Source organism: Pseudomonas citrullilanati (assembly GCF_030580855.1).
Classification (GTDB): Bacteria; Pseudomonadota; Gammaproteobacteria; order Pseudomonadales; family Pseudomonadaceae; genus Aquipseudomonas; species Aquipseudomonas citrulli.
Genome location: NZ_JAUQOP010000002.1, coordinates 263602 through 286630, shown reverse-complemented (window position 1 = coordinate 286630; position 23029 = coordinate 263602). Strand labels below are relative to the sequence as shown.

The following is a 23029-nucleotide window of genomic DNA, read 5'->3' as shown; positions in this document are numbered from 1 at the left end:
TAAGAGTCCATCGCGATGACGCCTCTCGAAACCAAGCGCCCGCTGCAGCTCAACGATCAGGGCCAGCTGCGGCATTTCCTGTCCCTCGACGGCTTGCGCCGCGAGCTGCTGACGGAAATCCTCGACACTGCCGACTCATTCCTCGAAGTCGGCGCCCGGGCGGTGAAGAAAGTCCCGCTGCTGCGCGGCAAGACCGTGTGCAACGTGTTCTTCGAAAACTCCACCCGCACCCGCACCACCTTCGAACTGGCGGCCCAGCGGCTGTCGGCGGACGTGATCACCCTCAACGTGTCGACGTCCTCGGCCAGCAAGGGTGAAACCCTGCTCGACACCCTGCGCAACCTCGAAGCCATGGCCGCCGACATGTTCGTCGTGCGCCACGGTGATTCCGGCGCGGCGCACTTCATTGCCGAACACGTCTGCCCGCAGGTGGCGATCATCAACGGCGGCGATGGCCGTCACGCCCACCCGACCCAGGGCATGCTGGACATGCTGACCATCCGCCGGCACAAGGGCAGCTTCGAGAACCTCTCGGTGGCCATCGTCGGCGATATCCTGCACTCGCGGGTGGCCCGCTCGAACATGCTGGCCCTCAAGACCCTCGGCTGCCCGGACATCCGCGTGATCGCGCCGAAGACCCTGCTGCCCATCGGCGTCGAGCAGTACGGCGTGAAGGTCTACACCGACATGACCGAAGGCCTCAAGGACGTCGATGTGGTGATCATGCTGCGCCTGCAGCGTGAACGCATGACCGGCGGCCTGCTGCCCAGCGAAGGCGAGTTCTACCGCCTTTACGGCCTGACCACCGCCCGCCTGGCCGGGGCCAAGCCGGACGCCATCGTCATGCACCCGGGCCCGATCAACCGCGGGGTGGAGATCGAGTCGGCGGTGGCCGACGGGCCACATTCGGTGATCCTCAACCAAGTGACCTACGGCATCGCCATCCGCATGGCCGTGCTGTCCATGGCCATGAGCGGGCAAACGGCCCAGCGCCAATTCGACCAGGAGAACGCCCAGTGAAGCTCAGCATTCTCGGCGCACGCGTGATCGATCCGGCCAGCGGCCTGGATCAAGTGACCGACATCCACATCGACGCCTGCAAGATCGTCGCCCTGGGCGCCGCGCCCGCCGGCTTCAGCGCTGTCGAGACCCTCAACGCCCAAGGCCTGGTGGCCGCCCCGGGCCTGGTGGACCTGAACGTCGCCCTGCGCGAACCCGGCTACAGCCGCAAAGGCAGCATCGTCAGCGAAACCCGGGCCGCCGCCGCCGGTGGCGTGACCAGCCTGTGCTGCCCGCCACAGACCAGACCGGTGCTGGACACCTCGGCCGTGGCCGAACTGATCCTCGACCGCGCCCGCGAGGCCGGCAACACCAAGGTGTTCCCGATCGGCGCACTGAGCAAAGGCCTGGACGGCGAGCAACTGGCCGAACTCATCGCCTTGCGCGATGCCGGCTGCGTGGCGTTCGGCAACGGACTGAACAGCTTCCGCAACACCCGTACCCTGTGCCGCGCCTTGGAATACGCGGCGACCTTCGGTCTGACAGTGATTTTCCACTCCCAGGATCACGACCTGGCCGAAGGTGGCCTGGCCCACGAAGGCCCGACCGCCAGCTTCCTCGGCTTGCCGGGCATCCCGGAGACCGCCGAGACCGTGGCCCTGGCCCGGGACCTGCTGCTGGTGGAGCAAAGCGGCGTGCGCGCGCACTTCAGCCAATTGACCAGCGCCCGTGGCGCGGCGCTGATCGCCCAGGCCCAGGCCCGGGGCCTGCCGGTTACCGCCGACGTAGCGCTGTACCAATTGATCCTGACCGACGAAGCGCTGATCGATTTCAACAGCGTCTATCACGTCCAGCCACCGCTGCGCACCCGTGCCGACCGCGACGGCCTGCGCGAGGCGGTGAAGTCCGGGGTGATCTCGGCCATCTCCAGCCATCACCAGCCCCATGAGCGCGATGCCAAGCTGGCACCGTTCGGCGCCACCGAGCCAGGCATCAGCAGCGTCGAACTGCTGCTGCCGCTGGCGATGACCCTGGTGGAAGACGGCTTGCTCGACCTGCCGACCTTGCTGGCACGCCTGAGCGCCGGCCCGGCCGCCGCGTTGCAATTGCCGGTCGGCCGACTGGCGGTTGGCGCGGCCGCCGACCTGGTGCTGTTCGATCCCGCCGCCTCAACCGTGGCCGGCGAAGCCTGGCGCTCGAAGGGCGACAACTGTCCGTTCCTGGGCCACAGCTTGCCGGGCGTGGTGCGTTATACGCTGATGGATGGGCGGATTACCCACCAGGCCTGATACCGCATCGCGAGCAAGCTCGCTCCCACAATGGATTTGAGGTGCTCACAAATAATGTGTGCTCTGAAGATCCCTGTGGGAGCGAGCTTGCTCGCGATGCAGCCGACACGGTCTTACCGGAAAGCCCCACGCTTCTGCGCATTGCGAATCGAAACCTGGTCGTTCAACGTCCAGAAGTCATACAGCACTCCCAGGAAAAACACCCCGCCCGTCAGCAGGTAGACGATCCCGCTGAGCCATTTGCCCTGATACATGCGGTGCACGCCAAACACGCCGAGGAACGTCAGCAGGATCCACGCCACCGTGTACTCGATGGGCCCCGGGGTGAAGCGCAGGTCTGCCTCGCGGTCCATGGCCGGGATCAGGAACAGGTCGATCAGCCAGCCGATGCCCAGCAGGCCAAAGGTGAAGAACCAGATCGTGCCGGTCACCGGCTTGCCGTAATAGAAGCGGTGGGCGCCGGTGAAGCCGAAAATCCACAACAGATAGCCAATGATCTTGCTGTGGGTGTCGTGGATGGCATCCGGTTGATAGCTGTTCATGAAGAGTCTCTTTGCCTCGATAGATAAATTTTTTCTGACCTTTTGTGACTTTTTCGTGTCTTGCCGACAAGCGGTCTTCCCCGCGCAGATTCGGCGAAAGCCCCGTGTCACCGGGGTTGTGTCGGACAATCAGGCCAATTTGTCGCACTTGAGCGGGTTTTACCCGAGGTTCGCAATCGACAAACGGCCTCGGAATCGCAAAAAAAGCTGTTATAAAGTTGCGCGCTAACCTTTATGAGCCCTGCCTAATGCGTCCAATTTTCAAGACATGGCTAACCATTTGCCTATTATTGCCACTGGCCGCCCACGCCACCAATCGTGAGCAACGTCTTCCCAACATCAACGGCTATACCCCGAAATCCCATGTGGTTGCGCCTTCGAGTTCGAGCAAGAACAAACCCACTGCGCAACGCCCAGGTACCGCCAACAGCAAGCTGGTGCCGCCCATGGCGAGCAAGACTAGCAGCAACGTGCTGAGCCGCGCCGTCAACGTGCTCGGCACACCTTATCGTTGGGGCGGCAGCAGCCCAAGTAAAGGCTTCGATTGCAGCGGGCTGGTGAAGTACGCCTTCAACGACGCCACCTTCGACCTGCCGCGCACGTCCAACGCGATGGCCGCCGGGCATGGCGAGAAAGTCGAGCGCAAGGACCTCAAGCCGGGCGACCTGATCTTCTTCAAGCTCAAGAGCCGCCGGGTCAACCACGTGGCGATCTACCTGGGCAACGACCGCTTCATCCATGCCCCGCGCCGCGGCAAGTCGGTGACCATCGACACCCTGAACAAGCCGTACTGGGACACCCACTACGTGGTTGCCAAGCGCGTGCTGCCAAAAGAGCCGGGCGGATTGCGGGTGGTCCAGCGCTGATCCAAACTGTGCATGGCCCCTGTGGCGAGGGGATTTATCCCCGCTGGGGTGCGAAGCGCCCCCAACAATGCATTAGGCTTGAACCTTATTTCAGGCTAGCCATTTGGGGCTGCTTCGCACCCCAACGGGGATAAATCCCCTCGCCACAGACCACGCCGCTTCCCCTAGAAATTATCCGGCGTACGCGCCCGCTCCCGCGCATGTTCGCGGCTGATCAAACCCTTGGCCACCAGGTCCTTGAGGCACATGTCCAGGGTCTGCATGCCCAACGACCCGCCGGTCTGGATCGACGAGTACATCTGGGCGATCTTGTCTTCGCGGATCAGGTTTCGAATGGCCGACGTGCCCAGCATGATCTCGTGGGCGGCGACGCGGCCGCCGCCGATCTTCTTCACCAGTGTCTGGGAGATCACCGCCTGCAGCGATTCCGACAGCATCGAACGCACCATGGACTTCTCGTCCCCCGGGAACACGTCCACCACCCGGTCGATGGTCTTGGCCGCCGACGTGGTGTGCAGCGTGCCGAACACCAGGTGCCCGGTCTCCGCCGCGGTGAGCGCCAGGCGGATGGTTTCCAGGTCACGCATTTCCCCCACCAGGATCACGTCCGGGTCTTCCCGCAAGGCCGAGCGCAGGGCCGTTGAAAAGCCCTGGGTGTCGCGGTGCACCTCGCGCTGGTTGATCAGGCACTTGCGCGGCTCGTGGACGAATTCGATCGGGTCTTCGATGGTGAGGATGTGATGGTGCTTGTGGCTGTTGAGGTAGTCGATCATCGCCGCCAGGGTGGTGGACTTGCCCGAGCCGGTCGGCCCGGTCACCAGGACCAGGCCCCGGGGTGATTCGGTCACTTTGCGAAACACGTCCCCCATCCCCAGGTCTTCCATGGTCAGGACCTTCGACGGAATGGTCCGGAACACCGCCCCCGCGCCGCGATTCTGGTTGAACGCGTTGACCCGGAAGCGGGCGACGCCCGGTACCTCGAAGGAAAAGTCGGTCTCCAGAAACTTTTCGTAATCCACTCGCTGCCGGTCATTCATGATGTCGTAGATCAACTCATGGACCTGCTTGTGATCCAGTGCCGGCAGGTTGATCCGCCGCACATCGCCATCGACCCGGATCATGGGCGGCAACCCGGCGGACAGGTGCAGGTCCGACGCCCCCTGTTTGGCGCTGAACGCCAGCAGTTCAGTGATATCCATAGCGCTCCTCAATTCCAGTAGAATGCCGCGAACCTCAGACCGCTGGCGCTTCTTTATGTCCACGATAGCAGACAACATCGCTCAGGTTAGATCGCGCATCCGCGCGGCGGAACAGGCCGCCCAGCGCACCGGACAGAGTGTCCACCTGCTGGCCGTGAGCAAGACCAAGCCCGCCCAGGCCCTGCGCGAAGCCTACGCCGCCGGCGTGCGGGACTTCGGCGAAAACTACCTGCAAGAGGCCCTGGGCAAACAGGCCGAACTCACCGACCTGCCCTTGATCTGGCACTTCATCGGCCCCATTCAATCGAACAAGACGCGCGCTATTGCCGAACATTTCGATTGGGTGCATTCCGTGGACCGCTTGAAAATTGCCCAGCGCCTGTCCGAACAGCGCCCTGCCGGGTTGCCGCCGCTGAACATCTGCATCCAGGTCAACGTCAGCGGCGAAGCCAGCAAGTCCGGCTGCACCCCGGCGGACCTGCCCGCCCTGGCCGCGGCCATCGGCGCCTTGCCGAACCTGAAGCTGCGAGGGCTGATGGCCATTCCCGAGCCAACCGAGGACCGGGCCGCCCAGGACGCCGCGTTCGCCGCCGTGCAACGCCTGCAAGCGAGCCTGGACCTGCCGCTGGACACCCTTTCCATGGGCATGAGCCATGACCTCGAGTCGGCCATCGCCCAAGGCGCCACCTGGGTCCGCATCGGGACGGCCCTGTTTGGCGCCCGCGACTACAGCGCTGGCTGAACCCGAGCCATGCCGACTCAACTCTCTAATCAAGGACCAGTCATGAGCAACATGCGTATTGCCTTCATCGGCGCCGGCAACATGGCCGCCAGCCTGATCGGCGGCCTGCGGGCCAAGGGCCTGGACGCCTCGCAGATCCGCGCCAGCGATCCGGGCGAGGAAACCCGCGGCCGGGTCAGCAGCGAGCACGGCATCGACACCTTTGCCGACAATGCCCAGGCCATCGACGGCGCGGACGTCATCGTACTGGCGGTCAAGCCCCAGGCGATGAAAAGCGTGTGCGAAGCCCTTCGCCCGAGCCTCGAGCCCCATCAACTGGTGGTGTCGATTGCCGCCGGCATCACCTGCGCCAGCATGAACGCATGGCTGGGCGACCAGCCCATCGTCCGGTGCATGCCCAATACCCCGGCGTTGCTGCGCCAGGGCGTCAGCGGCCTGTTCGCCACCGCCCGGGTGAGCGCCGAGCAACGCCAGCAGGCGCAAGAGCTGCTGTCGGCCGTGGGCCTGGCGCTGTGGCTGGACACCGAACAGCAACTGGACGCGGTCACGGCGGTCTCGGGCTCGGGCCCGGCGTACTTCTTCCTGCTGGTGGAAGCCATGACCGCTGCCGGCGAGAAACTCGGCCTGCCCCGGGAGATCGCCGCGAAGCTGACGGCGCAGACCGCCCTTGGCGCGGCCCACATGGTGGTATCCAGCGACGTCGATGCCGCCGAATTGCGCCGCCGCGTCACCTCGCCGGCCGGCACCACCGAAGCGGCCATCAAATCGTTCCAGGCCGGAGGCTTCGAAGCCCTGGTGGAAAAAGCACTCGGCGCCGCCGCGCACCGCTCGGCCGAAATGGCCGAACAACTGGGTCAATAAGGAGCCATTCATGATTGGATTGAACACCGCAGCGGTCTACGTGCTGCAAACCCTTGGCAGCCTGTACCTGCTGATCGTGCTGCTGCGCTTCGTGCTGCAACTGGTGCGCGCCAACTTCTACAACCCGCTGTGCCAGTTCGTCGTCAAGGCCACCCAGCCGCTGCTCAAGCCCCTGCGCCGGGTCATCCCGAGCCTGTTCGGCCTGGACATGTCGTCGCTGGTGCTGGCCATCCTCGTGCAGATGGCGCTGATGGCCCTGACCCTGCTGCTGACCTACGGCACCACCGGCAACCCGCTGCAACTGCTGATCTGGTCGATCATTGGCGTGACCGCGCTGTTCCTGAAGATTTTCTTCTTCGCCATGATCATCAGCGTGATCCTGTCGTGGGTCGCCCCCGGTAGCCACAACCCGGGCGCCGAACTGGTGAACCAGATCTGCGAACCGGCCCTGGCCCCGTTCCGCCGCATCGTGCCGAACCTCGGCGGCCTGGATATCTCGCCGATCCTGGCGTTCATGGTGCTCAAGCTGATCGACATGCTGGTGATCAACAACCTCGCGGCCATGACCCTGATGCCGGAGATCCTGCGTCTGCTGATCTGACCGGGCCCACTCCAGGCCAAGGCATGCGCACTTTGTGGCGAGGGGATTTATCCCCGCTGGGCTGCAAAGCAGCCCTGAAACCTGTCCATGCAGATGCATCAGACGGGTTGGGTTGCCTGCTGTGGGGCTGCCATGCAGCCCATCGGGGATAAATCCCCTCGCCACACAATCAGCGCCGCCGTTTGCTTGCCGCTAACCCCAGCGGTCTTTAGACTTACGCCTCATTTCAACGAGAGCAGGGTCGATGCCAGCTGCCTTTCCCGCCGATTCCGTTGGTCTGGTGACGCCGCAAGTGGCGCATTTCAGCGAGCCCCTGGCCCTGGCCTGTGGTCGCTCGTTGCCGGCCTATGACCTGATCTACGAAACCTACGGTACCCTCAACGCCACGGCGAGCAATGCCGTGCTGATCTGCCACGCCTTGTCGGGCCATCACCACGCCGCCGGCTACCACAGCGTCGACGACCGCAAGCCGGGCTGGTGGGACAGTTGCATCGGCCCGGGCAAGCCCATCGACACCAACCGGTTCTTCGTGGTCAGCCTGAACAACCTCGGTGGCTGCAACGGTTCCACCGGCCCCAGCAGCCTCAACCCGGACACCGGCAGGCCTTTCGGCGCCGACTTCCCGGTGCTGACCGTGGAAGACTGGGTCCACAGCCAGGCACGCCTGGCCGACCGCCTCGGCATCGGCCAGTGGGCGGCGGTGATCGGCGGCAGCCTGGGCGGCATGCAAGCACTGCAGTGGACCATCACCTACCCGGACCGCGTGCGCCACTGCCTGGCGATCGCTTCGGCCCCCAAGCTGTCGGCACAGAACATCGCCTTCAACGAAGTGGCGCGCCAGGCGATCCTCACCGACCCGGAGTTCCATGGCGGCTCGTTCCAGGAACACGGGGTGATCCCCAAGCGCGGGCTGATGCTGGCGCGGATGGTCGGGCACATCACCTACCTGTCCGACGACTCCATGGGCGAGAAATTCGGCCGCGGCCTCAAGAGCGAAAAGCTCAACTACGACTTCCACAGCGTCGAGTTCCAGGTGGAAAGCTACCTGCGTTACCAGGGCGAGGAGTTTTCCGGGCGCTTCGACGCCAACACCTACCTGCTGATGACCAAGGCCCTGGACTACTTCGATCCGGCGGCAAACTTCGACGATGACCTGGCGAAGACCTTCGCCGGCGCCACCGCCAAGTTCTGCGTGATGTCATTCACCACCGACTGGCGCTTTTCCCCGGCGCGCTCCCGTGAACTGGTGGACGCACTGATGGCCGCGCGCAAGGACGTCTGCTACCTGGAAATCGACGCCCCCCAGGGCCACGACGCCTTTTTGATCCCGATCCCGCGCTACCTGCAGGCGTTCGGCAACTACATGAACCGTATAACGCTGTGAGGACGCCATGAGAGCCGATCTGGAAATCATCCAGGAATGGATCCCCGCCGGCAGCCGCGTGCTCGACCTGGGCTGTGGCGACGGCGAACTGCTGACCTGGCTGCGTGACAACAAACAAGTCAGCGGCTATGGCCTGGAAAACGACCCGGACAACATCGCCGAATGCGTCGCCAAGGGCATCAACGTCATCGAGCAGGACCTGGACAAGGGCCTGGGCAACTTCGCCAGCAACAGCTTCGACATCGTGGTCATGACCCAGGCCCTGCAAGCGGTGCATTACCCGGACAAGATCCTCGACGAAATGCTCCGGGTCGGGCGCCAGTGCATCATCACCTTCCCCAACTTCGGTCACTGGCGCTGCCGCTGGTACCTGGCGAGCAAGGGCCGCATGCCGGTGTCGGAGTTCCTGCCGTACACGTGGTACAACACGCCGAACATCCACTTTTGCACCTTCGCGGATTTCGAGGCGTTGTGCCGCGAACGTGAAGCCAAGGTCATCGATCGCCTGGCCGTGGACCAGCAGCACCGCCACGGGTGGGCCAGCAAGCTATGGCCTAATCTGTTAGGTGAGATCGGCATCTATCGGGTCAGCAGCCCAGGCCTCTCCGACTACCAGGTCGCGGTGTGAACCCCGGCCCTGACAGGAGCACGACATGAAACGTCTCGCGTTGTTTCTCATCACCGCCTGCCTGAGCGCCGGCGTCATGGCCACCGACGTCATCAAGGCCGAGCGCAAGGAAGCGTTCGGTGACGTCACCGTGCACTACAACACCTTCAACTCCACCTTCCTGACGCCGGACATCGCCAAGGCCGCCGAGCTGGTGCGCAGCAAGAACCAGGGGGTGATCAATGTCTCGGTGATCAAGGACGGCAAGCCCTTGATGGCCCAGGTCAGCGGCACGATCAAGGACCTGACCGGCAAGACGGTCCCGCTGGCGTTCCGCCAGGTCATCGAGCAGCAAAGTGCGATCTACTACATCGCCCAATACCCGGTGGAGCAGCAGGAAACCCGCACCTTCGAGATCAAGGTGCAGACCGGCGACAAGATCAACACCCTCAACTTCAACCAGGAACTGTTCCCCGGCGAATGATGAACCTCACCCAACTCGTACTCGCCAGCCACAACGCCGGCAAACTCAAGGAACTCCAGGCCATGCTCGGCGGGTCGGTGCAATTGCGCTCGATCGGCGAGTTCAGCCAGGTGGAGCCTGAAGAAACCGGCCTGTCGTTCGTCGAGAACGCCATCCTCAAGGCCCGCAACGCCGCGCGCCTGTCCGGCCTGCCGGCCCTGGCCGACGACTCCGGGCTGGCGGTGGACTTCCTGGGCGGCGCGCCGGGCATCTATTCGGCCCGTTATGCCGACGGCCAGGGCGACGCGGCGAACAATGCCAAGCTGCTCGAGGCCCTCAGGGATGTGCCCGAAGCCCAGCGCGGCGCGCAGTTCGTCTGCGTCCTGGCCCTGGTGCGGCACGCCGACGACCCGCTGCCGATCCTCTGCGAAGGCCTGTGGCATGGGCGCATCCTCACCGAGGCCCGCGGCGCGCACGGCTTTGGCTACGACCCGCTGTTCTGGGTGCCGGAACGCAGTTGCTCCAGCGCCGAACTGGGCCCGCAGGAAAAGAACCAACTGAGCCACCGCGCCCGCGCCATGGTCCTGCTGCGCCAGCGCCTGGGCCTGCAATGAGCAATGACGTCCCCGCGCCGCTGATCCACGGCGGCGCACACACGCCCCGGGCGCCACTGCCGGTGTTGCCGCCCCTGGCGTTGTACATCCACATCCCGTGGTGCGTACGCAAATGCCCCTACTGCGACTTCAACTCCCACACCGCCAGCCCGCAGCTGCCGGAAGAGGAATACGTCGACGCCTTGCTGGCCGACCTCGACCAGGACCTGCACGGGGTGCATGGCCGGGCCCTGAGCTCGATCTTCTTCGGTGGCGGCACGCCCAGCCTGTTCAGCGCCCAGGCCCTGGGCCGGCTGCTCAAGGGCGTCGAGGCGCGCATTGCGTTCGCCCCCGACATCGAAATCACCCTGGAAGCCAACCCCGGCACGTTCGAGCAAGCCAAGTTCGTCGCCTACCGGGCGCTGGGCATCAATCGCCTGTCCATCGGCATCCAGAGCTTCCAGCAGGCCAAGCTCGAGGCCCTGGGACGTATCCACAACGGTGACGAAGCCGTGCGCGCCGCCGACATGGCCCGCCAGGCCGGGTTCGACAACTTCAACCTGGACCTGATGCACGGCCTGCCCGACCAGTCCCTGGAGGATGCCCTGGGCGACCTGCGCCAGGCCATCGCCTTGAAGCCGACGCATATCTCCTGGTACCAACTGACGCTGGAACCCAATACGGTGTTCTGGAACCAGCCGCCGACGCTGCCGGAAGACGACACCCTGTGGGACATCCAGGAAGCCGGCCAGGCCCTGCTCGCCGAACACGGCTACGCCCAGTACGAAGTCTCGGCCTACGCCCAGCCCGGCCGGGCGGCACGGCACAACCTCAATTACTGGAGCTTCGGCGACTTCATCGGCATCGGCGCCGGTGCCCACGGCAAGCTCAGCCATCCGGACGGGCGCATCGTGCGCACCTGGAAGACGCGCCTGCCCAAGGACTACCTCAACCCGGCCAAACGCTTCCTGGCCGGCGAGAAGGCTCTGGCCAACGAAGAATTGCCGTTCGAGTTCCTGATGAACGCCCTGCGCCTGACCCAGGGTGTGGATGCCCGGCTGTACCCGGAACGCACCGGCCTGCCCCTGCAAAGCCTGGCAGATGGCCGCCGCGAAGCCGAACAAAGCGGGTTGTTGCAGGTCGAACCGTCACGCCTGGCGGCCACCGCGCGCGGGCAACTGTTTCTCAATGACTTGCTGCAGACCTTTCTGAGCTGATCAACACTAAGGAAATCGAATGGATCTGGTACTCGACCTGCTGGCCACCGTGTCCCGCTGGAGCCGCAGCAACCTGTCGGACATCTCCCTGGCGCTGGTTGGCTGCTTGCTGGTGCTGTTCGGTGCGGACATCAAGGCCTGGGTCGAACAACGCCTGGGCAGCATCGCCGGCGCGTTGCGCGTGCCATTGATCGCCCTGCTGTGCATGATCGGCAGTGGCGCCGCCCTGATCTACGCCACGCCGTGGGTGGTGCGCGGGCTGAGCCAGTTCAACAACTACAGCCTGGCGCCGGTGTTGTTGGTGGTATTGGTGTTGATTGGGGTGGTGGCGGATCGGCGCTGAGCCGACAGGCACCCCAGAACACATGTGGGAGCGGGCTTTGTGGGAGCAAAGCTTGCTCGCGATGCAGGCAAACCCGGGGTTCAATTGGGTACCGAGGCGCTGCTATCGCGGGCAAGCCTTGCTCCCACAGTAGCTCTGCTCCCACAGTGGTATTGCGTATGGCCTACGCCAGCTTCTCGAACTTCAAATCCCAGACCCCATGCCCCAGCCGCTCGCCGCGGCGCTCGAACTTGGTGATCGGTCGTTCGGCCGGACGCGGGACGTACCGGCCGTCTTCGGCGAGGTTGCGGTAGCCCGGCGCGACGTTCATCACTTCCAGCATGTATTCGGCGTAGGGCTCCCAGTCGGTGGCCATGTGCAGCACGCCACCGACCTTCAACTTGCTGCGCACCAGCTCGGCGAACGAAGCCTGGACGATGCGGCGCTTGTGATGGCGGCTCTTGTGCCAAGGGTCCGGGAAGAACAGCATCAGCCGGTCGAGGCTGTTGTCGGCCACGCAACGGTTGAGCACTTCGATGGCGTCGCAATCGTAGACCCGCAGGTTGGTCAGCCCCTGGGTCAGCACGCCGTTGAGCAGCGCACCGACACCGGGACGGTGCACTTCCACGCCGATGAAATCCTGTTCCGGGGCCGCGGCGGCCATCTCCAGCAACGAGTGGCCCATGCCAAAACCGATTTCCAGCGAGCGCGGGGCCGAGCGGCCGAACACTTGGTCGAAGTCCACCGGCGCATCGGCAAGCGGCAGGACAAATAGCGGCGCGCCCTGCTCCAGGCCGCGTTGCTGGCCTTCAGTCATGCGCCCGGCGCGCATCACGAAACTCTTGATGCGGCGGTGTTGGCGCTCTTCGCCTTCGTCCGGCTGGACAGGCGTGTCGTTCGATTCAGTCATCAATGGCTCTTACTTGATCAGACCATCCAGCGGCGAGGAGGCGCTGGCGTAAAGTTTTTTCGGCATGCGGCCGGCCAGGTACGCCAGGCGCCCGGCCACGATGGCGTGCTTCATCGCTTCGGCCATCAGCACCGGTTGCTGGGCGTGGGCGATGGCCGAGTTCATCAGCACCGCTTCGCAACCCAGCTCCATGGCGATGGTGGCGTCGGAGGCGGTACCGACGCCGGCATCCACCAGCACCGGGATCTTGGCTTCTTCGAGGATGATCTGCAGGTTGTACGGGTTGCAGATTCCCAGGCCCGTACCGATCAGGCCGGCCAGCGGCATGACCGCGATGCAGCCGATTTCTGCCAGTTGACGGGCGATGATCGGGTCGTCGCTGGTGTAGACCATCACGTCGAAGCCTTCCTTGACCAGGGTTTCAGCGGCCTTGAGGGTTTCGATCACGTTGGGGAACAGGGTCTTCTGGTCGGCCAGCACTTCCAGCTTCACCAGGTTGTGTCCATCGAGCAGCTCACGGGCCAGGCGGCAGGTGCGCACGGCTTCGGTGGCGTCGAAGCAGCCAGCGGTGTTCGGCAGGATGGTGTAGCGATCCGGCGGCAGGATATCCAGCAGGTTCGGTTCGCCCGGGTTCTGGCCGATGTTGGTCCGGCGTACGGCGACGGTCACGATTTCGGCGCCCGAGGCTTCGATGGCCAGGCGGGTCTCTTCCATGTCGCGGTACTTGCCGGTGCCTACCAGCAAGCGCGACTGGTAGGTACGACCGGCCAGGACGAAGGGCTTGTCGCTACGAACGATGCTCATGGGAAATCCTCTGTTGGGGTGAGGTTCTTGCGAAAAACGATGGAACCGGAGCGACTAGCCGCCACCAATGGCGTGCACGACTTCAACCTGGTCACCCTCGTTGAGGGTGGTGTCGGCGTGCTGGCTGCGCGGGACGATATCCAGGTTGAGCTCCACCGCGACACGTCGCCCGGCGAGTTCCAGGCGGGTCAGCAGGGCCGCGACGGTTTCACCGTCGGGCAGGTCAAGGGGTTCGCCGTTCAACTGAATGCGCATGCCGGATGCCGCCATCATTTTTAGGGGCAGGCATTCTAGCCCGATCAGTCCGGGGGACCCAAGTCCCTTGGTCAGCTACAAGCTACAAGCTTCAAGCCGCAAGTTGCAGGCGCCAGGCGGCGATGCCCAGGCACAGCCAGCCGACCAGGAACGCCACGCCACCCAACGGGGTGATGATGCCCAGCTTGCTGATGCCTGTGAGCGTCAGCAGGTACAGGCTGCCGGAGAACAGCAGGATGCCGATGACGAAGGAAATCCCGGCCCAAGTGACGATGCGCCCGGGAATGTGCGTGGCCAGCAACGCAACGCCCAGCAATGCCAGGGTGTGCACCAGTTGGTAGGTGACGCCGGTATGGAAAATCGCCAAGTAATCGGCGCTCAGGCGGTTTTTCAGGCCGTGGGCGGCGAAGGCCCCGAGCGCCACGCCGGTGAAACCGAAAAAAGCGGCCAGCATCAGAAAGCTACGCAGCATGAGAACTCCAATCAGACGCGGGGGACAGGGTCTGTATAATGGCCCGCTCGACCGGTTCGGCCAAGCCATCTCTATGCTGCGTTCATTGTTTCGACGATTCCTCAAAGCCCTGCTCTGGTTCGCCGTCGGCAGCGTTGTCCTGGTGCTGCTGTTGCGCGTCGTGCCGCCACCGTTCACGGCGCTGATGATCGAGCGCAAGGTCCAATCCTGGTTCAACGGCGAGCCCATCGACCTGCAACGCACCTGGCAGCCCTGGGACCAGATCTCCGACAGCCTCAAGGTCGCCGTGATGGCCGGCGAAGACCAGAAGTTTCCCGAACACTGGGGCTTCGACATTGGCGCGATCCAGGCCGCGCTCGCCCACAATGAACGCGGCGGTTCGATTCGCGGTGCCAGCACCCTCAGCCAGCAAGTGTCCAAGAACCTGTTTTTGTGGTCGGGCCGCAGTTGGCTGCGCAAGGGCCTGGAAGCCTGGTTCACCGGGCTGATCGAAGTGTTCTGGCCCAAGCAGCGGATTCTCGAGGTGTACCTCAACAGCGTCGAATGGGACGACGGCGTGTTCGGGGCGGAGGCCGCTGCGCGCCATCACTTTCACACCGGCGCCAGCGCCTTGTCCCGGCAACAAGCCAGCCTGCTGGCGGCCGTCCTGCCAAACCCGCGCAAGTGGAGCGCCAGCCGGCCGAGCCCCTACGTGCTGCGACGGGCCAGTTGGATTCGCCAACAGATGAGCCAGCTGGGGGGCGACAGCTACCTGCTGGAACTCGATCATGCGCGGCGGGCGCCTTGGGCTCAGTAGGCGCTCGCTCCCCTGTGGGAGCGAGCTTGCTCGCGATGACGGTGGAACAGTCAGCCTCTCTGTTGAATGCTCAATTGCCATCGCGAGCAAGCTCGCTCCCACAGGAGCTGTGCCGGCTCTGACATTGAGTACAAACAAAAACGCCCCGATCATCACTGATCGAGGCGTTTTCTCATTGCGTTGCGCCGGTCAAGCCGCAATCGACATCTTGAGCTTGTTCATCGCGCTTTTCTCAAGCTGGCGAATCCGCTCGGCTGACACGTTGTACTTCTGCGCCAGGTCGTGCAGCGTGGCTTTTTCCTCGGCCAGCCAGCGCTGGTAGAGGATGTCGCGGCTGCGCTCGTCCAGCACTTCCAGCGCTTCGTGCAGGTTGGTGTTGGAGTTGTCGCTCCAGTCGGCGTCTTCCAGTTGCCGGGCCGGGTCGTACCGGTGGTCTTCCAGGTAGTTGGCCGGCGATTGGAAGGCGCTGTCGTCGTCCGCTTCGGCGGCCGGGTCGAAGGCCATGTCGTGGCCGGTCAGGCGGCTTTCCATCTCGCGGACTTCCCGCGGCTCCACGCCCAGGCTTTCGGCCACGCGGTGGACTTCTTCGTTGTTCAGCCAGGCCAGGCGTTTCTTCTGGCTGCGCAGGTTGAAGAACAGCTTGCGCTGGGCCTTGGTGGTGGCGACCTTCACGATGCGCCAGTTGCGCAGGATGAACTCGTGGATTTCTGCCTTGATCCAGTGCACCGCAAACGACACCAGGCGCACGCCCATTTCCGGGTTGAAACGCTTGACCGCCTTCATCAGGCCTACGTTGCCTTCCTGGATCAGGTCGGCCTGGGCCAGCCCGTAGCCGGAATAGCTGCGGGCGATATGTACGACAAAACGCAGGTGGGCGAGCACCATCTGCCGAGCCGCCTCAAGATCCTGCTCATAATAGAGACTCTCGGCCAGTTCACGCTCCTGCTCGGGCGTCAGCAAGGGAATGCTGTTCACCGTGTGCACATACGCCTCCAGGTTCGCACCTGGGACCAAGGCATAAGCAGGTTGCAAAGAAGTGGTCATACGAAAAAACCTCCGACTCACATAACTCGTGCAGTTCAGCACTGCGAAAATTGACCGGGAACCGTAGGACAAGTTCCCACAAAAACTGAAAGGTCAATACGCGCAAAATCACTATTTTGGTGCAAGCTCACGCAAGTGGCGTGCTACCGCAATCCATGCACCGATATAACCCAACAGCACGGCGCCAAGCAAGAGCGACAGACCGTCGGCGACTGGCACGCCGGCCAGTGCGAAGTCGCTGCCGTACAAGCCGGCCAGCCCCACCACCGCATCGTTCAGCCAATCCAGGCCGAACGCCAATACACCCCAGGACAGGATCCCGGCACCGAAGCCATACAGCGCGCCCATGTAGAGGAAGGGCCTGCGCACATAACTGTCCGTGCCGCCGACGAGTTTAATCACTTCTATCTCGGTGCGGCGGTTTTCAATATGAAGACGAATGGTATTGCCTATCACCAAAAGTAATGCAGAAACCAGCAGCACCGTCAGGCCGAAGACGAACCGGTCGCCGAGCTTGAGGATCGCCGCCAGACGCTCGACCCAGACTAGATCAAGCTGGGCCTGTTGTACCTTGGGCAATTCGGAAAGTTTTTGTCTCAATGCTTCAAGGGTCGGCTTGTCGACCTCCTTCGGCGTCACCAGCACCACGCCCGGCAGCGGGTTCTGCGGCAACTCCTTGAGGGCTTCGCCCAGGCCGGACTGTTGCTGGAACTCCTCGAGCGCCTGCTCGCGGCTGATGTATTCGGCATCGGCCACACCCGGCATGGCCATGATCTGCTCGCGCAGCGCCTGGCCTTCGCCCGGTGTCGCTTCCAGTTGCAGGTACAGGGAGATCTGCGCCGCACGCTGCCAGGAGCCACCGAGGCGCTCCACGTTGTTGAGCAGCAACGACAGCCCCATCGGCAAGCTCAAGGCGACCGCCATCACCATGCAGGTGAAGAAGCTGCCGATGGGCTGCTTGCCCAGGCGCCGCAGGCTGTCCAGCAGGCTGGCACGATGGCTTTCGATCCAGGCACGCAGCAGCGTCGGGAAGTCCGGGCCGTCATCATCGTCGCGCTTCTTCTTTTGCGGCTGCGGGTCGGAGGCCTTTGGCGCCACGCGCTCGGCCACTTTCGGGCTACGGGTTGCACTCATACACCAGCCTCCCCGTCACCGATCAGTCGGCCACGTTGCAAGGTGAGCATGCGGTGACGCATGCGGGCGATCAAGGCCAGGTCGTGACTGGCGATCAGCACGCTGGTACCCAGGCGGTTGATGTCTTCGAACACGCCCATGATTTCCGCCGCCAGGCGCGGGTCGAGGTTACCGGTGGGTTCGTCCGCCAGCAGCAAGGCCGGGCGATGGACGATGGCGCGGGCAATGCCGACGCGCTGTTGCTGGCCGGTGGACAGGTCGCCGGGGTACAGGTCGGTCTTGTCCGACAGGGCCACGCGCTCGAGGGCCGAATCGACGCGCTTGTTGATCTCGGCCTTGGACAGCCCGAGGATCTGCAGCGGCAGGGCCACGTTGTTGAACACGGTGCGATCGAACAGCAGCTGGTGATTCTGGAACACCACGCCGATCTGCCGGCGCAGGTAGGGAATCTGGGCGTTGCTGATGGTGCTCAGGTCCTGGCCGGCCAGCAGCAGCTTGCCGGTGGTGGGCCGCTCCATTGCCAGCAGCAGGCGCAACAAGGTGCTCTTACCGGCGCCGGAATGGCCGGTGACAAACAGAAACTCGCCGCGGCGGACCCGAAAGCTCAGCTCATGCAGGCCGACGTGCCCGTTCGGATAGCGCTTACCGACCTGTTCGAAACGAATCATGAATGCTCCCGCTCGGCAAACAGCGCCTGGACAAAGGGCTCGGCTTCAAAGGTGCGCAGGTCGTCGATGCCTTCACCCACGCCGATGTAGCGAATAGGCAGGCCGAACTGCTTGGCCAGGGCGAAGATCACCCCGCCCTTGGCGGTGCCATCGAGCTTGGTCAGGGCCAGCCCGGTCAATTCGACGGTCTGGTTGAATTGCTTGGCCTGGCTGATGGCGTTCTGGCCGGTGCCGGCGTCCAGCACCAGCAGCACTTCGTGAGGTGCCTCGGCGTCGAGCTTGCCGATGACCCGGCGGACCTTTTTCAGCTCCTCCATCAGGTTGTCCTTGGTGTGCAGGCGACCGGCGGTGTCGGCGATCAACACGTCGATGCCGCGGGCCTTGGCGGCCTGCACGGCGTCGAAGATCACCGAGGCCGAATCGGCACCGGTGTGCTGGGCGATCACCGCGATCTTGTTGCGCTCACCCCACACTTGCAGTTGCTCCACGGCGGCTGCGCGGAAGGTGTCGCCCGCGGCGAGCATGACTTTCTTGCCCTCCAGCTGCAGTTTCTTCGCCAACTTGCCGATGGTGGTGGTCTTGCCGGCGCCGTTGACGCCCACCACCAGGATCACGTACGGCTTGTCCCGGGACGCGATCACCAGGGGTTGTTCCACCGGCTTGAGCAGGTTGGTCAGCTCGTCCTGCAGGGACTTGTACAACGCGTCGGCGTCGGTCAACTGCTTGCGCGCGACTTTCTGGGTCAGGCTCTTGATGATCACCGACGTTGCCTCGACGCCAACATCGGCGGTCAACAGGCGGGTCTCGATGTCTTCCAGCAATTCGTCATCGATGACCTTCTTGCCCAGGAACAGGCTGGCCATGCCCTCGCCGATGCTGGCGCTGGTCTTCGACAGGCCTTGCTTGAGGCGGGCAAAGAAGCCGACCTTGGTCTCTTCGCTGGCGCGCACCGGTTGCGCCGGGGCCTCGGGCTCTGCGGGCACTGGCACGGGCCCGGCGGCAGGCACCGGGACGGCCGGCGTGGCGACCGCCGCCGGCACATCGGCAACTGGTGGTACCACCGGCGCGACGACAGGCTCGGTAGCTGCCGGGATCGGCGGGGCGACCTGCGAGGCCTGCGCCTCGTCGACCAGCGCCACCGGTTCTTCCGCCACCGGCAAGGTCAGCCAGGGCGCTTGCCCGGCGGGCGGGGCCAGCGGCTGTTCTACCAGCGGCTCGGCGGCGGGCTCGGGTTCGGCCTCGACCGGTTGCAGCACCGGCTCGGCAATCGGCAGGACGATGGGCGCGGCTTCCTCGGCCACCGGCTCGGCGGCGGGCTCAAGCGGCGCTTGCGGCTGCTCGACGACGGTTTCCTGCGGCTTCTTGCGCAGCCATCCGAACAGGCCTTTCTTCTCGCCAGCCGCAGCTGGGGTCTTCTTGTCGTCGTTGGAACCAAACATGGAGGACGGCTATCTCACGGTAGCGAAGCGCCACGAGGGCACCTCGGTGATAAATATTCGATGCTGAACAGACTGCGTTTCACCCAGCTTGTTCACGGGCAACAGATTGTCGAAATGTCCCGGGGACACCTCATGGCTGATTTTTTCAAAGGACTGGTACGGCATCATCGGCGAAAACGTCGGGATCGACACGCTAACCCGGTGTTTCTGCGCAGAACCCAAACAGCCCTGGACCGATAAAAGGCCCGATAGGCGTGGCCGCCAGTAAAACGGACCGTTATCCTAGCACCCTCTCGCCCGCCGACGCTAAGACCTAGCGGGCAGCCCAACAGGTTTAAACACGAATGAATGCCCTTGCCCGCCGCGTTGCAGGCCTGCTGTTCAGCACGGTTTGTCTGCCCCTTTCAGCCCTGGCCGCCGACCCACAACCCACCCACGAATTCACCCTCGACAATGGCCTGAAGGTCGTGGTGCGCGAAGACCATCGTGCGCCGGTGGTGGTCTCGCAGGTCTGGTACAAGGTCGGCTCCAGCTATGAGACCCCGGGCCAGACCGGCCTGTCCCACGCCCTGGAACACATGATGTTCAAGGGCAGTGAAAAGGTCGGCCCCGGCGAAGCCTCGCTGATCCTGCGCGACCTGGGCGCCGAAGAGAACGCCTTCACCAGCGACGACTTCACCGCCTATTACCAGGTACTGGCCCGCGATCGCTTGGCCGTGGCCTTCGAACTGGAAGCCGACCGCATGGCCAGCCTGCGCCTGCCGCCGGACGAGTTCAGCCGCGAGATCGAGGTCATCAAGGAAGAGCGCCGCATGCGCACTGACGACAAGCCCATGTCCAAGGCCTACGAACGCTTCAAGGCCATGGCCTATCCGGCCAGCGGCTACCACACGCCGACCATCGGCTGGATGGCCGACCTCGACCGCATGACCGTCGAGGAGCTGCGGCACTGGTACGAATCCTGGTACACCCCGAACAACGCGACCCTCGTGGTGGTGGGCGACGTGACGCCGGACGAGGTCAAGGCCCTGGCCCAGCGCTACTTCGGCCCGATTGCCCGGCGCGCCGTGCCGTCGGCGAAGATACCCCTGGAACTGGCCGAGCCCGGCGAACGCCAGATCACCCTGCATGTGCAGACCCAATTGCCCAGCGTGATGATGGCCTTCAACGTACCGAGCATCGCCACCGCGACGGACAAGCGTTCGGTCAACGCCTTGCGGCTGATCTCGGCGCTGCTGGACGGCGGCTACAGCGGGCGCATCCCGACCCAGCTGGAACGCGGCGAGGAGCTGGTCTCCGGCGGCTCGTCGAACTACGACGCCTACACCCGGGGCGACTCGCTGTTCACCTTGTCGGCGACGCCCAACACCCAGAAGAACAAGACCATCGCCGAGGCCGAAGCCGGGCTGTGGCGGTTGCTCGAACAATTGAAGACCACGGCCCCGACGGCGGACGAACTGGAGCGCGTGCGCGCCCAGGTCATTGCCGGCCTGGTCTACGAGCGCGATTCGATCACCAGCCAGGCCACCGCCATCGGCCAACTGGAAACCGTCGGCCTGACCTGGAGGCTGATGGACACGGAGCTCGCCGACCTGCAAAGCGTGACCCCGCAAGATATCCAGAAGGCAGCCCAGCTGTATTTCACCCGCGCACGCCTGAGCGTCGCGCATGTCCTGCCCGAGGAGAAAGCGCATGAGTGAGCGCACATCGTCGCGCCGGCTGTTGATCGGCCTGGTGTTCGTCGCCCTGGCCGGCGCCCTGGCGTTCTACCTGCTGCCCACCACGGGCGTCACCGCGAGCCAGGCCCTGGACAGCGCCAAGTCCGGCAACAAGCTGCAATCATTGGCGGAACTGGACGGCAAGGCGCCCAGCCATCGCCAGCTCGACGTGCAAACCTGGAAAACCGCCGAGGGCGCCAAGGTGCTGTTCGTCGAAGCCCGGGAATTACCCATGTTCGACCTGCGCCTGACCTTCGCCGCCGGCAGCAGCCAGGACGGCGATGCCCCCGGCGTCGCGATGCTGACCAACGCCATGCTCAACGAGGGCGTGGCCGGCAAGGACGTCGGCGCCATTGCCGAAGGCTTCGAAAGCCTCGGCGCGGACTTCGGCAACGGCGCCTACCGGGACATGGCCGTGGCGTCCCTGCGCAGCCTCAGCGCCGTGGACAAGCGCGAGCCGGCGCTGAAGTTGTTCGCCGACGTGGTCGGCAAGCCGACCTTTCCCGCCGACTCCTTCAGCCGCATCAAGAACCAGATGCTGGCCGGTTTCGAGTACCAGAAACAGAACCCCGGCAAACTCGCCGGGCTGGAATTGATGAAGCGCCTGTACGGCGATCATCCTTACGGTCACTCCAGCGATGGCACCGCCGAAAGTATCCCACCGATCACGCTGGCCCAACTGCGGGCTTTCCACGCCAAGGCCTATACCGCTGGCAACGCGGTGATCGCGCTGGTGGGCGACCTGTCCCGGGCCGAAGCCGAAGCGATGGCCAGCCAGGTGTCCGCGGCGCTGCCCAAAGGGCCGGCCCTGCCCAAGACCCCGGCACCCGTGGAGCCGAAGGCCAGCGTCAGCCACATCGAGTTTCCATCCAAGCAGACCAACCTGATGCTTGCGCAACTGGGCATCGACCGGGACGACCCGGACTTCGCCGCCGTGTCCCTGGGCAACCAGATCCTCGGCGGCGGCGGTTTCGGCACGCGCCTGATGACCGAGGTTCGGGAAAAACGCGGCCTGACCTACGGCGTGTACTCCGGCTTCACGCCGATGCAGGCCCGCGGCCCATTCATGATCAACCTGCAGACCCGCGCCGAAATGAGCGAAGGCACGCTGAAACTGGTGCAGGACGTGTTCGCAGAGTACCTGAAGAATGGCCCGACCCAGAAAGAACTGGACGACGCCAAGCGCGAACTGGCCGGCAGCTTCCCGCTGTCCACCGCCAGCAACGCCGACATCGTCGGCCAGCTCGGCGCCATGGGCTTCTATGACTTGCCGCTGAGCTACCTGGAAGACTTCATGCGCCAGTCCCAGGCGCTGACCGTCGACCAGGTCCGGGCCGCGCTGGGCAAACACCTGAGCACCGACAAGATGGTCATCGTCACCGCCGGCCCGACCGTGCCGCAGAAGCCGCTACCGGCCCCCACCGACAAACCTGCCGAGCAACCGCTCGGGGTCCCGGAGCACTAATGGCCCGTCCATCGAATTCCAGCAAGAAACCCGTCCATAACGGGGTGAACCAACTGCGCATCATCGGCGGCGAATGGCGCAGCCGGCGCTTGAGCTTCCCCGACGCGCCGGGCCTGCGCCCGACGCCGGACCGCGTGCGGGAAACCCTGTTCAACTGGTTGGCGCCGTATGTCGCCGGGGCACGGGTGCTCGACCCGTTCGCCGGCAGTGGCGCGTTGTTTCTCGAAGCGTTGTCCCGGGGCGCCGCCATGGGCCAGGCCCTGGACGCCAACAACGTGGCGGTGTCCCAGTTGAAAGAGCACCTGGGCACCCTGCGTTGCACGGTCGGCCAGGTGCAGACGGCCGACGCGCTGCGCTACCTCGACAGCCAGCCGGCGGTGGCCTTCGACTTGGTGTTCCTCGACCCACCGTTCCACCAGAACCTGCTGCCGACGGTGTGCGCCCTGCTGGAGGCGCGCCAGTGGTTGGCCGAGGACGCCTGGGTCTACACTGAAAGCGAGACCGCTCCATCGACCCTGGGCTTGCCGGGCAATTGGCGTTTGCATCGCGAGCAGAAATCCGGGCAGGTGTACTACGCGTTGTGGCAACGAATGGCGCAAGCCGTTGATTGAACGGCCTGCCGGTGCATCGAGAACAATA

Annotated in this window: 26 protein-coding genes; 16 read left to right on the top strand and 10 right to left on the bottom strand. The window is 64.4% G+C overall.

Annotation, left to right across the window (positions count from 1 at the left end; translation table 11 throughout):
- Positions 1–15: 15 nt before the first annotated feature.
- The gene (locus Q6A48_RS02880) at positions 16–1020 is read left to right on the top strand and encodes an aspartate carbamoyltransferase catalytic subunit (RefSeq protein ID WP_042731348.1); all 1005 of its coding nucleotides are present in this window, start codon (positions 16–18) and stop codon (positions 1018–1020) included.
- On the top strand, positions 1017–2288 hold the full coding sequence (locus tag Q6A48_RS02875) for a dihydroorotase (RefSeq protein ID WP_304551828.1): 1272 nt from the start codon (positions 1017–1019) through the stop codon (positions 2286–2288). The genes Q6A48_RS02880 and Q6A48_RS02875 overlap by 4 nt, the downstream gene beginning before the upstream one ends.
- Before the next feature lie 113 nt (positions 2289–2401).
- On the opposite strand, the gene Q6A48_RS02870 is transcribed toward Q6A48_RS02875, so the two are convergent.
- Positions 2402–2830, bottom strand: a complete 429-nt coding sequence (locus tag Q6A48_RS02870) for an NINE protein (RefSeq protein ID WP_304551827.1) — start codon at positions 2828–2830, stop codon at positions 2402–2404.
- Positions 2831–3078: 248 nt separating this feature from the next.
- Here Q6A48_RS02870 and Q6A48_RS02865 point away from each other — a divergent pair, with 248 nt between their 5' ends.
- Positions 3079–3696, top strand: a complete 618-nt coding sequence (locus tag Q6A48_RS02865) for a C40 family peptidase (protein WP_304551826.1) — start codon at positions 3079–3081, stop codon at positions 3694–3696.
- 164 nt (positions 3697–3860) lie between these two features.
- On the opposite strand, the gene Q6A48_RS02860 is transcribed toward Q6A48_RS02865, so the two are convergent.
- On the bottom strand, positions 3861–4895 hold the full coding sequence (locus Q6A48_RS02860; RefSeq protein WP_304551825.1) for a type IV pilus twitching motility protein PilT: 1035 nt from the start codon (positions 4893–4895) through the stop codon (positions 3861–3863).
- Between the two features lie 55 nt (positions 4896–4950).
- Between Q6A48_RS02860 and Q6A48_RS02855 the strand changes: the two genes are divergently transcribed.
- From Q6A48_RS02855 to Q6A48_RS02815, 9 genes are all read left to right on the top strand, one after another.
- Complete coding sequence (locus Q6A48_RS02855) at positions 4951–5637, top strand: YggS family pyridoxal phosphate-dependent enzyme (protein ID WP_304551824.1); 687 nt, start codon at positions 4951–4953, stop codon at positions 5635–5637.
- 42 nt (positions 5638–5679) lie between these two features.
- Positions 5680–6498, top strand: a complete 819-nt coding sequence (gene proC / locus Q6A48_RS02850) for a pyrroline-5-carboxylate reductase (RefSeq protein ID WP_304551823.1) — start codon at positions 5680–5682, stop codon at positions 6496–6498.
- Between the two features lie 10 nt (positions 6499–6508).
- Positions 6509–7099, top strand: a complete 591-nt coding sequence (locus tag Q6A48_RS02845; RefSeq protein ID WP_304551822.1) for a YggT family protein — start codon at positions 6509–6511, stop codon at positions 7097–7099.
- A 244-nt stretch (positions 7100–7343) separates the two neighbouring features.
- Positions 7344–8483: a homoserine O-succinyltransferase MetX gene (gene metX / locus Q6A48_RS02840; protein WP_304551821.1), complete on the top strand. Its 1140-nt coding sequence runs from the start codon at positions 7344–7346 to the stop codon at positions 8481–8483.
- Positions 8484–8490: 7 nt separating this feature from the next.
- A complete protein-coding gene (gene metW, locus Q6A48_RS02835) occupies positions 8491–9111 on the top strand; it encodes a methionine biosynthesis protein MetW (protein ID WP_304551820.1) in 621 nt (206 codons plus the stop codon).
- A 25-nt stretch (positions 9112–9136) separates the two neighbouring features.
- A complete protein-coding gene (locus Q6A48_RS02830; protein ID WP_304551819.1) occupies positions 9137–9574 on the top strand; it encodes a DUF4426 domain-containing protein in 438 nt (145 codons plus the stop codon).
- Positions 9571–10167, top strand: coding sequence for an RdgB/HAM1 family non-canonical purine NTP pyrophosphatase (gene rdgB, locus Q6A48_RS02825; RefSeq protein ID WP_304551818.1), 597 nt, complete (start codon positions 9571–9573; stop codon positions 10165–10167). The genes Q6A48_RS02830 and rdgB overlap by 4 nt, the downstream gene beginning before the upstream one ends.
- On the top strand, positions 10164–11363 hold the full coding sequence (gene hemW / locus Q6A48_RS02820) for a radical SAM family heme chaperone HemW (RefSeq protein WP_304551817.1): 1200 nt from the start codon (positions 10164–10166) through the stop codon (positions 11361–11363). Before rdgB ends, hemW begins: the two co-directional genes overlap by 4 nt.
- 19 nt (positions 11364–11382) lie before the next feature.
- On the top strand, positions 11383–11706 hold the full coding sequence (locus Q6A48_RS02815; RefSeq protein ID WP_304551816.1) for a DUF3392 domain-containing protein: 324 nt from the start codon (positions 11383–11385) through the stop codon (positions 11704–11706).
- A 163-nt stretch (positions 11707–11869) separates the two neighbouring features.
- Here the strand turns inward: Q6A48_RS02815 and trmB are convergent, their stop codons facing one another.
- The 4 genes from trmB to Q6A48_RS02795 form a co-directional block, all read right to left on the bottom strand.
- Positions 11870–12595: a tRNA (guanosine(46)-N7)-methyltransferase TrmB gene (trmB, locus tag Q6A48_RS02810; RefSeq protein WP_304551815.1), complete on the bottom strand. Its 726-nt coding sequence runs from the start codon at positions 12593–12595 to the stop codon at positions 11870–11872.
- Positions 12596–12604: 9 nt separating this feature from the next.
- Positions 12605–13399, bottom strand: coding sequence for a thiazole synthase (locus Q6A48_RS02805; RefSeq protein ID WP_304551814.1), 795 nt, complete (start codon positions 13397–13399; stop codon positions 12605–12607).
- Between the two features lie 54 nt (positions 13400–13453).
- The gene (gene thiS, locus Q6A48_RS02800; protein WP_215003732.1) at positions 13454–13654 is read right to left on the bottom strand and encodes a sulfur carrier protein ThiS; all 201 of its coding nucleotides are present in this window, start codon (positions 13652–13654) and stop codon (positions 13454–13456) included.
- 91 nt (positions 13655–13745) lie between these two features.
- Complete coding sequence (locus Q6A48_RS02795) at positions 13746–14126, bottom strand: DUF423 domain-containing protein (protein WP_304551808.1); 381 nt, start codon at positions 14124–14126, stop codon at positions 13746–13748.
- Positions 14127–14199: 73 nt separating this feature from the next.
- Between Q6A48_RS02795 and mtgA the strand changes: the two genes are divergently transcribed.
- Positions 14200–14922 carry a monofunctional biosynthetic peptidoglycan transglycosylase gene (mtgA, locus tag Q6A48_RS02790; protein ID WP_304551806.1) on the top strand — a complete coding sequence of 241 codons (723 nt, stop codon included), beginning with the start codon at positions 14200–14202 and terminating at the stop codon, positions 14920–14922.
- 189 nt (positions 14923–15111) lie between these two features.
- Here the strand turns inward: mtgA and rpoH are convergent, their stop codons facing one another.
- From rpoH to ftsY, 4 genes are all read right to left on the bottom strand, one after another.
- The gene (gene rpoH / locus Q6A48_RS02785; RefSeq protein ID WP_304551805.1) at positions 15112–15966 is read right to left on the bottom strand and encodes an RNA polymerase sigma factor RpoH; all 855 of its coding nucleotides are present in this window, start codon (positions 15964–15966) and stop codon (positions 15112–15114) included.
- Between the two features lie 111 nt (positions 15967–16077).
- Positions 16078–17100 carry a permease-like cell division protein FtsX gene (gene ftsX / locus Q6A48_RS02780; RefSeq protein ID WP_304551804.1) on the bottom strand — a complete coding sequence of 341 codons (1023 nt, stop codon included), beginning with the start codon at positions 17098–17100 and terminating at the stop codon, positions 16078–16080.
- Positions 17097–17768 carry a cell division ATP-binding protein FtsE gene (gene ftsE, locus Q6A48_RS02775; protein WP_024778908.1) on the bottom strand — a complete coding sequence of 224 codons (672 nt, stop codon included), beginning with the start codon at positions 17766–17768 and terminating at the stop codon, positions 17097–17099. The genes ftsX and ftsE overlap by 4 nt, the downstream gene beginning before the upstream one ends.
- Positions 17765–19207, bottom strand: coding sequence for a signal recognition particle-docking protein FtsY (ftsY, locus tag Q6A48_RS02770; RefSeq protein WP_304551798.1), 1443 nt, complete (start codon positions 19205–19207; stop codon positions 17765–17767). The genes ftsE and ftsY overlap by 4 nt, the downstream gene beginning before the upstream one ends.
- A gap of 344 nt (positions 19208–19551) precedes the next feature.
- On the opposite strand from ftsY, the gene Q6A48_RS02765 reads away from it, so the two are divergent.
- The 3 genes from Q6A48_RS02765 to rsmD are packed head-to-tail and all read left to right on the top strand — an operon-like array spanning position 19552 to position 23001.
- Positions 19552–20907: a M16 family metallopeptidase gene (locus Q6A48_RS02765; protein ID WP_304551797.1), complete on the top strand. Its 1356-nt coding sequence runs from the start codon at positions 19552–19554 to the stop codon at positions 20905–20907.
- Positions 20900–22390, top strand: a complete 1491-nt coding sequence (locus Q6A48_RS02760; RefSeq protein ID WP_304551795.1) for a M16 family metallopeptidase — start codon at positions 20900–20902, stop codon at positions 22388–22390. Before Q6A48_RS02765 ends, Q6A48_RS02760 begins: the two co-directional genes overlap by 8 nt.
- Positions 22390–23001 (top strand): 16S rRNA (guanine(966)-N(2))-methyltransferase RsmD, encoded by a 612-nt coding sequence (gene rsmD / locus Q6A48_RS02755; protein WP_304551793.1) that lies wholly within the window; start codon positions 22390–22392, stop codon positions 22999–23001. Before Q6A48_RS02760 ends, rsmD begins: the two co-directional genes overlap by 1 nt.
- Positions 23002–23029: the final 28 nt, after the last annotated feature.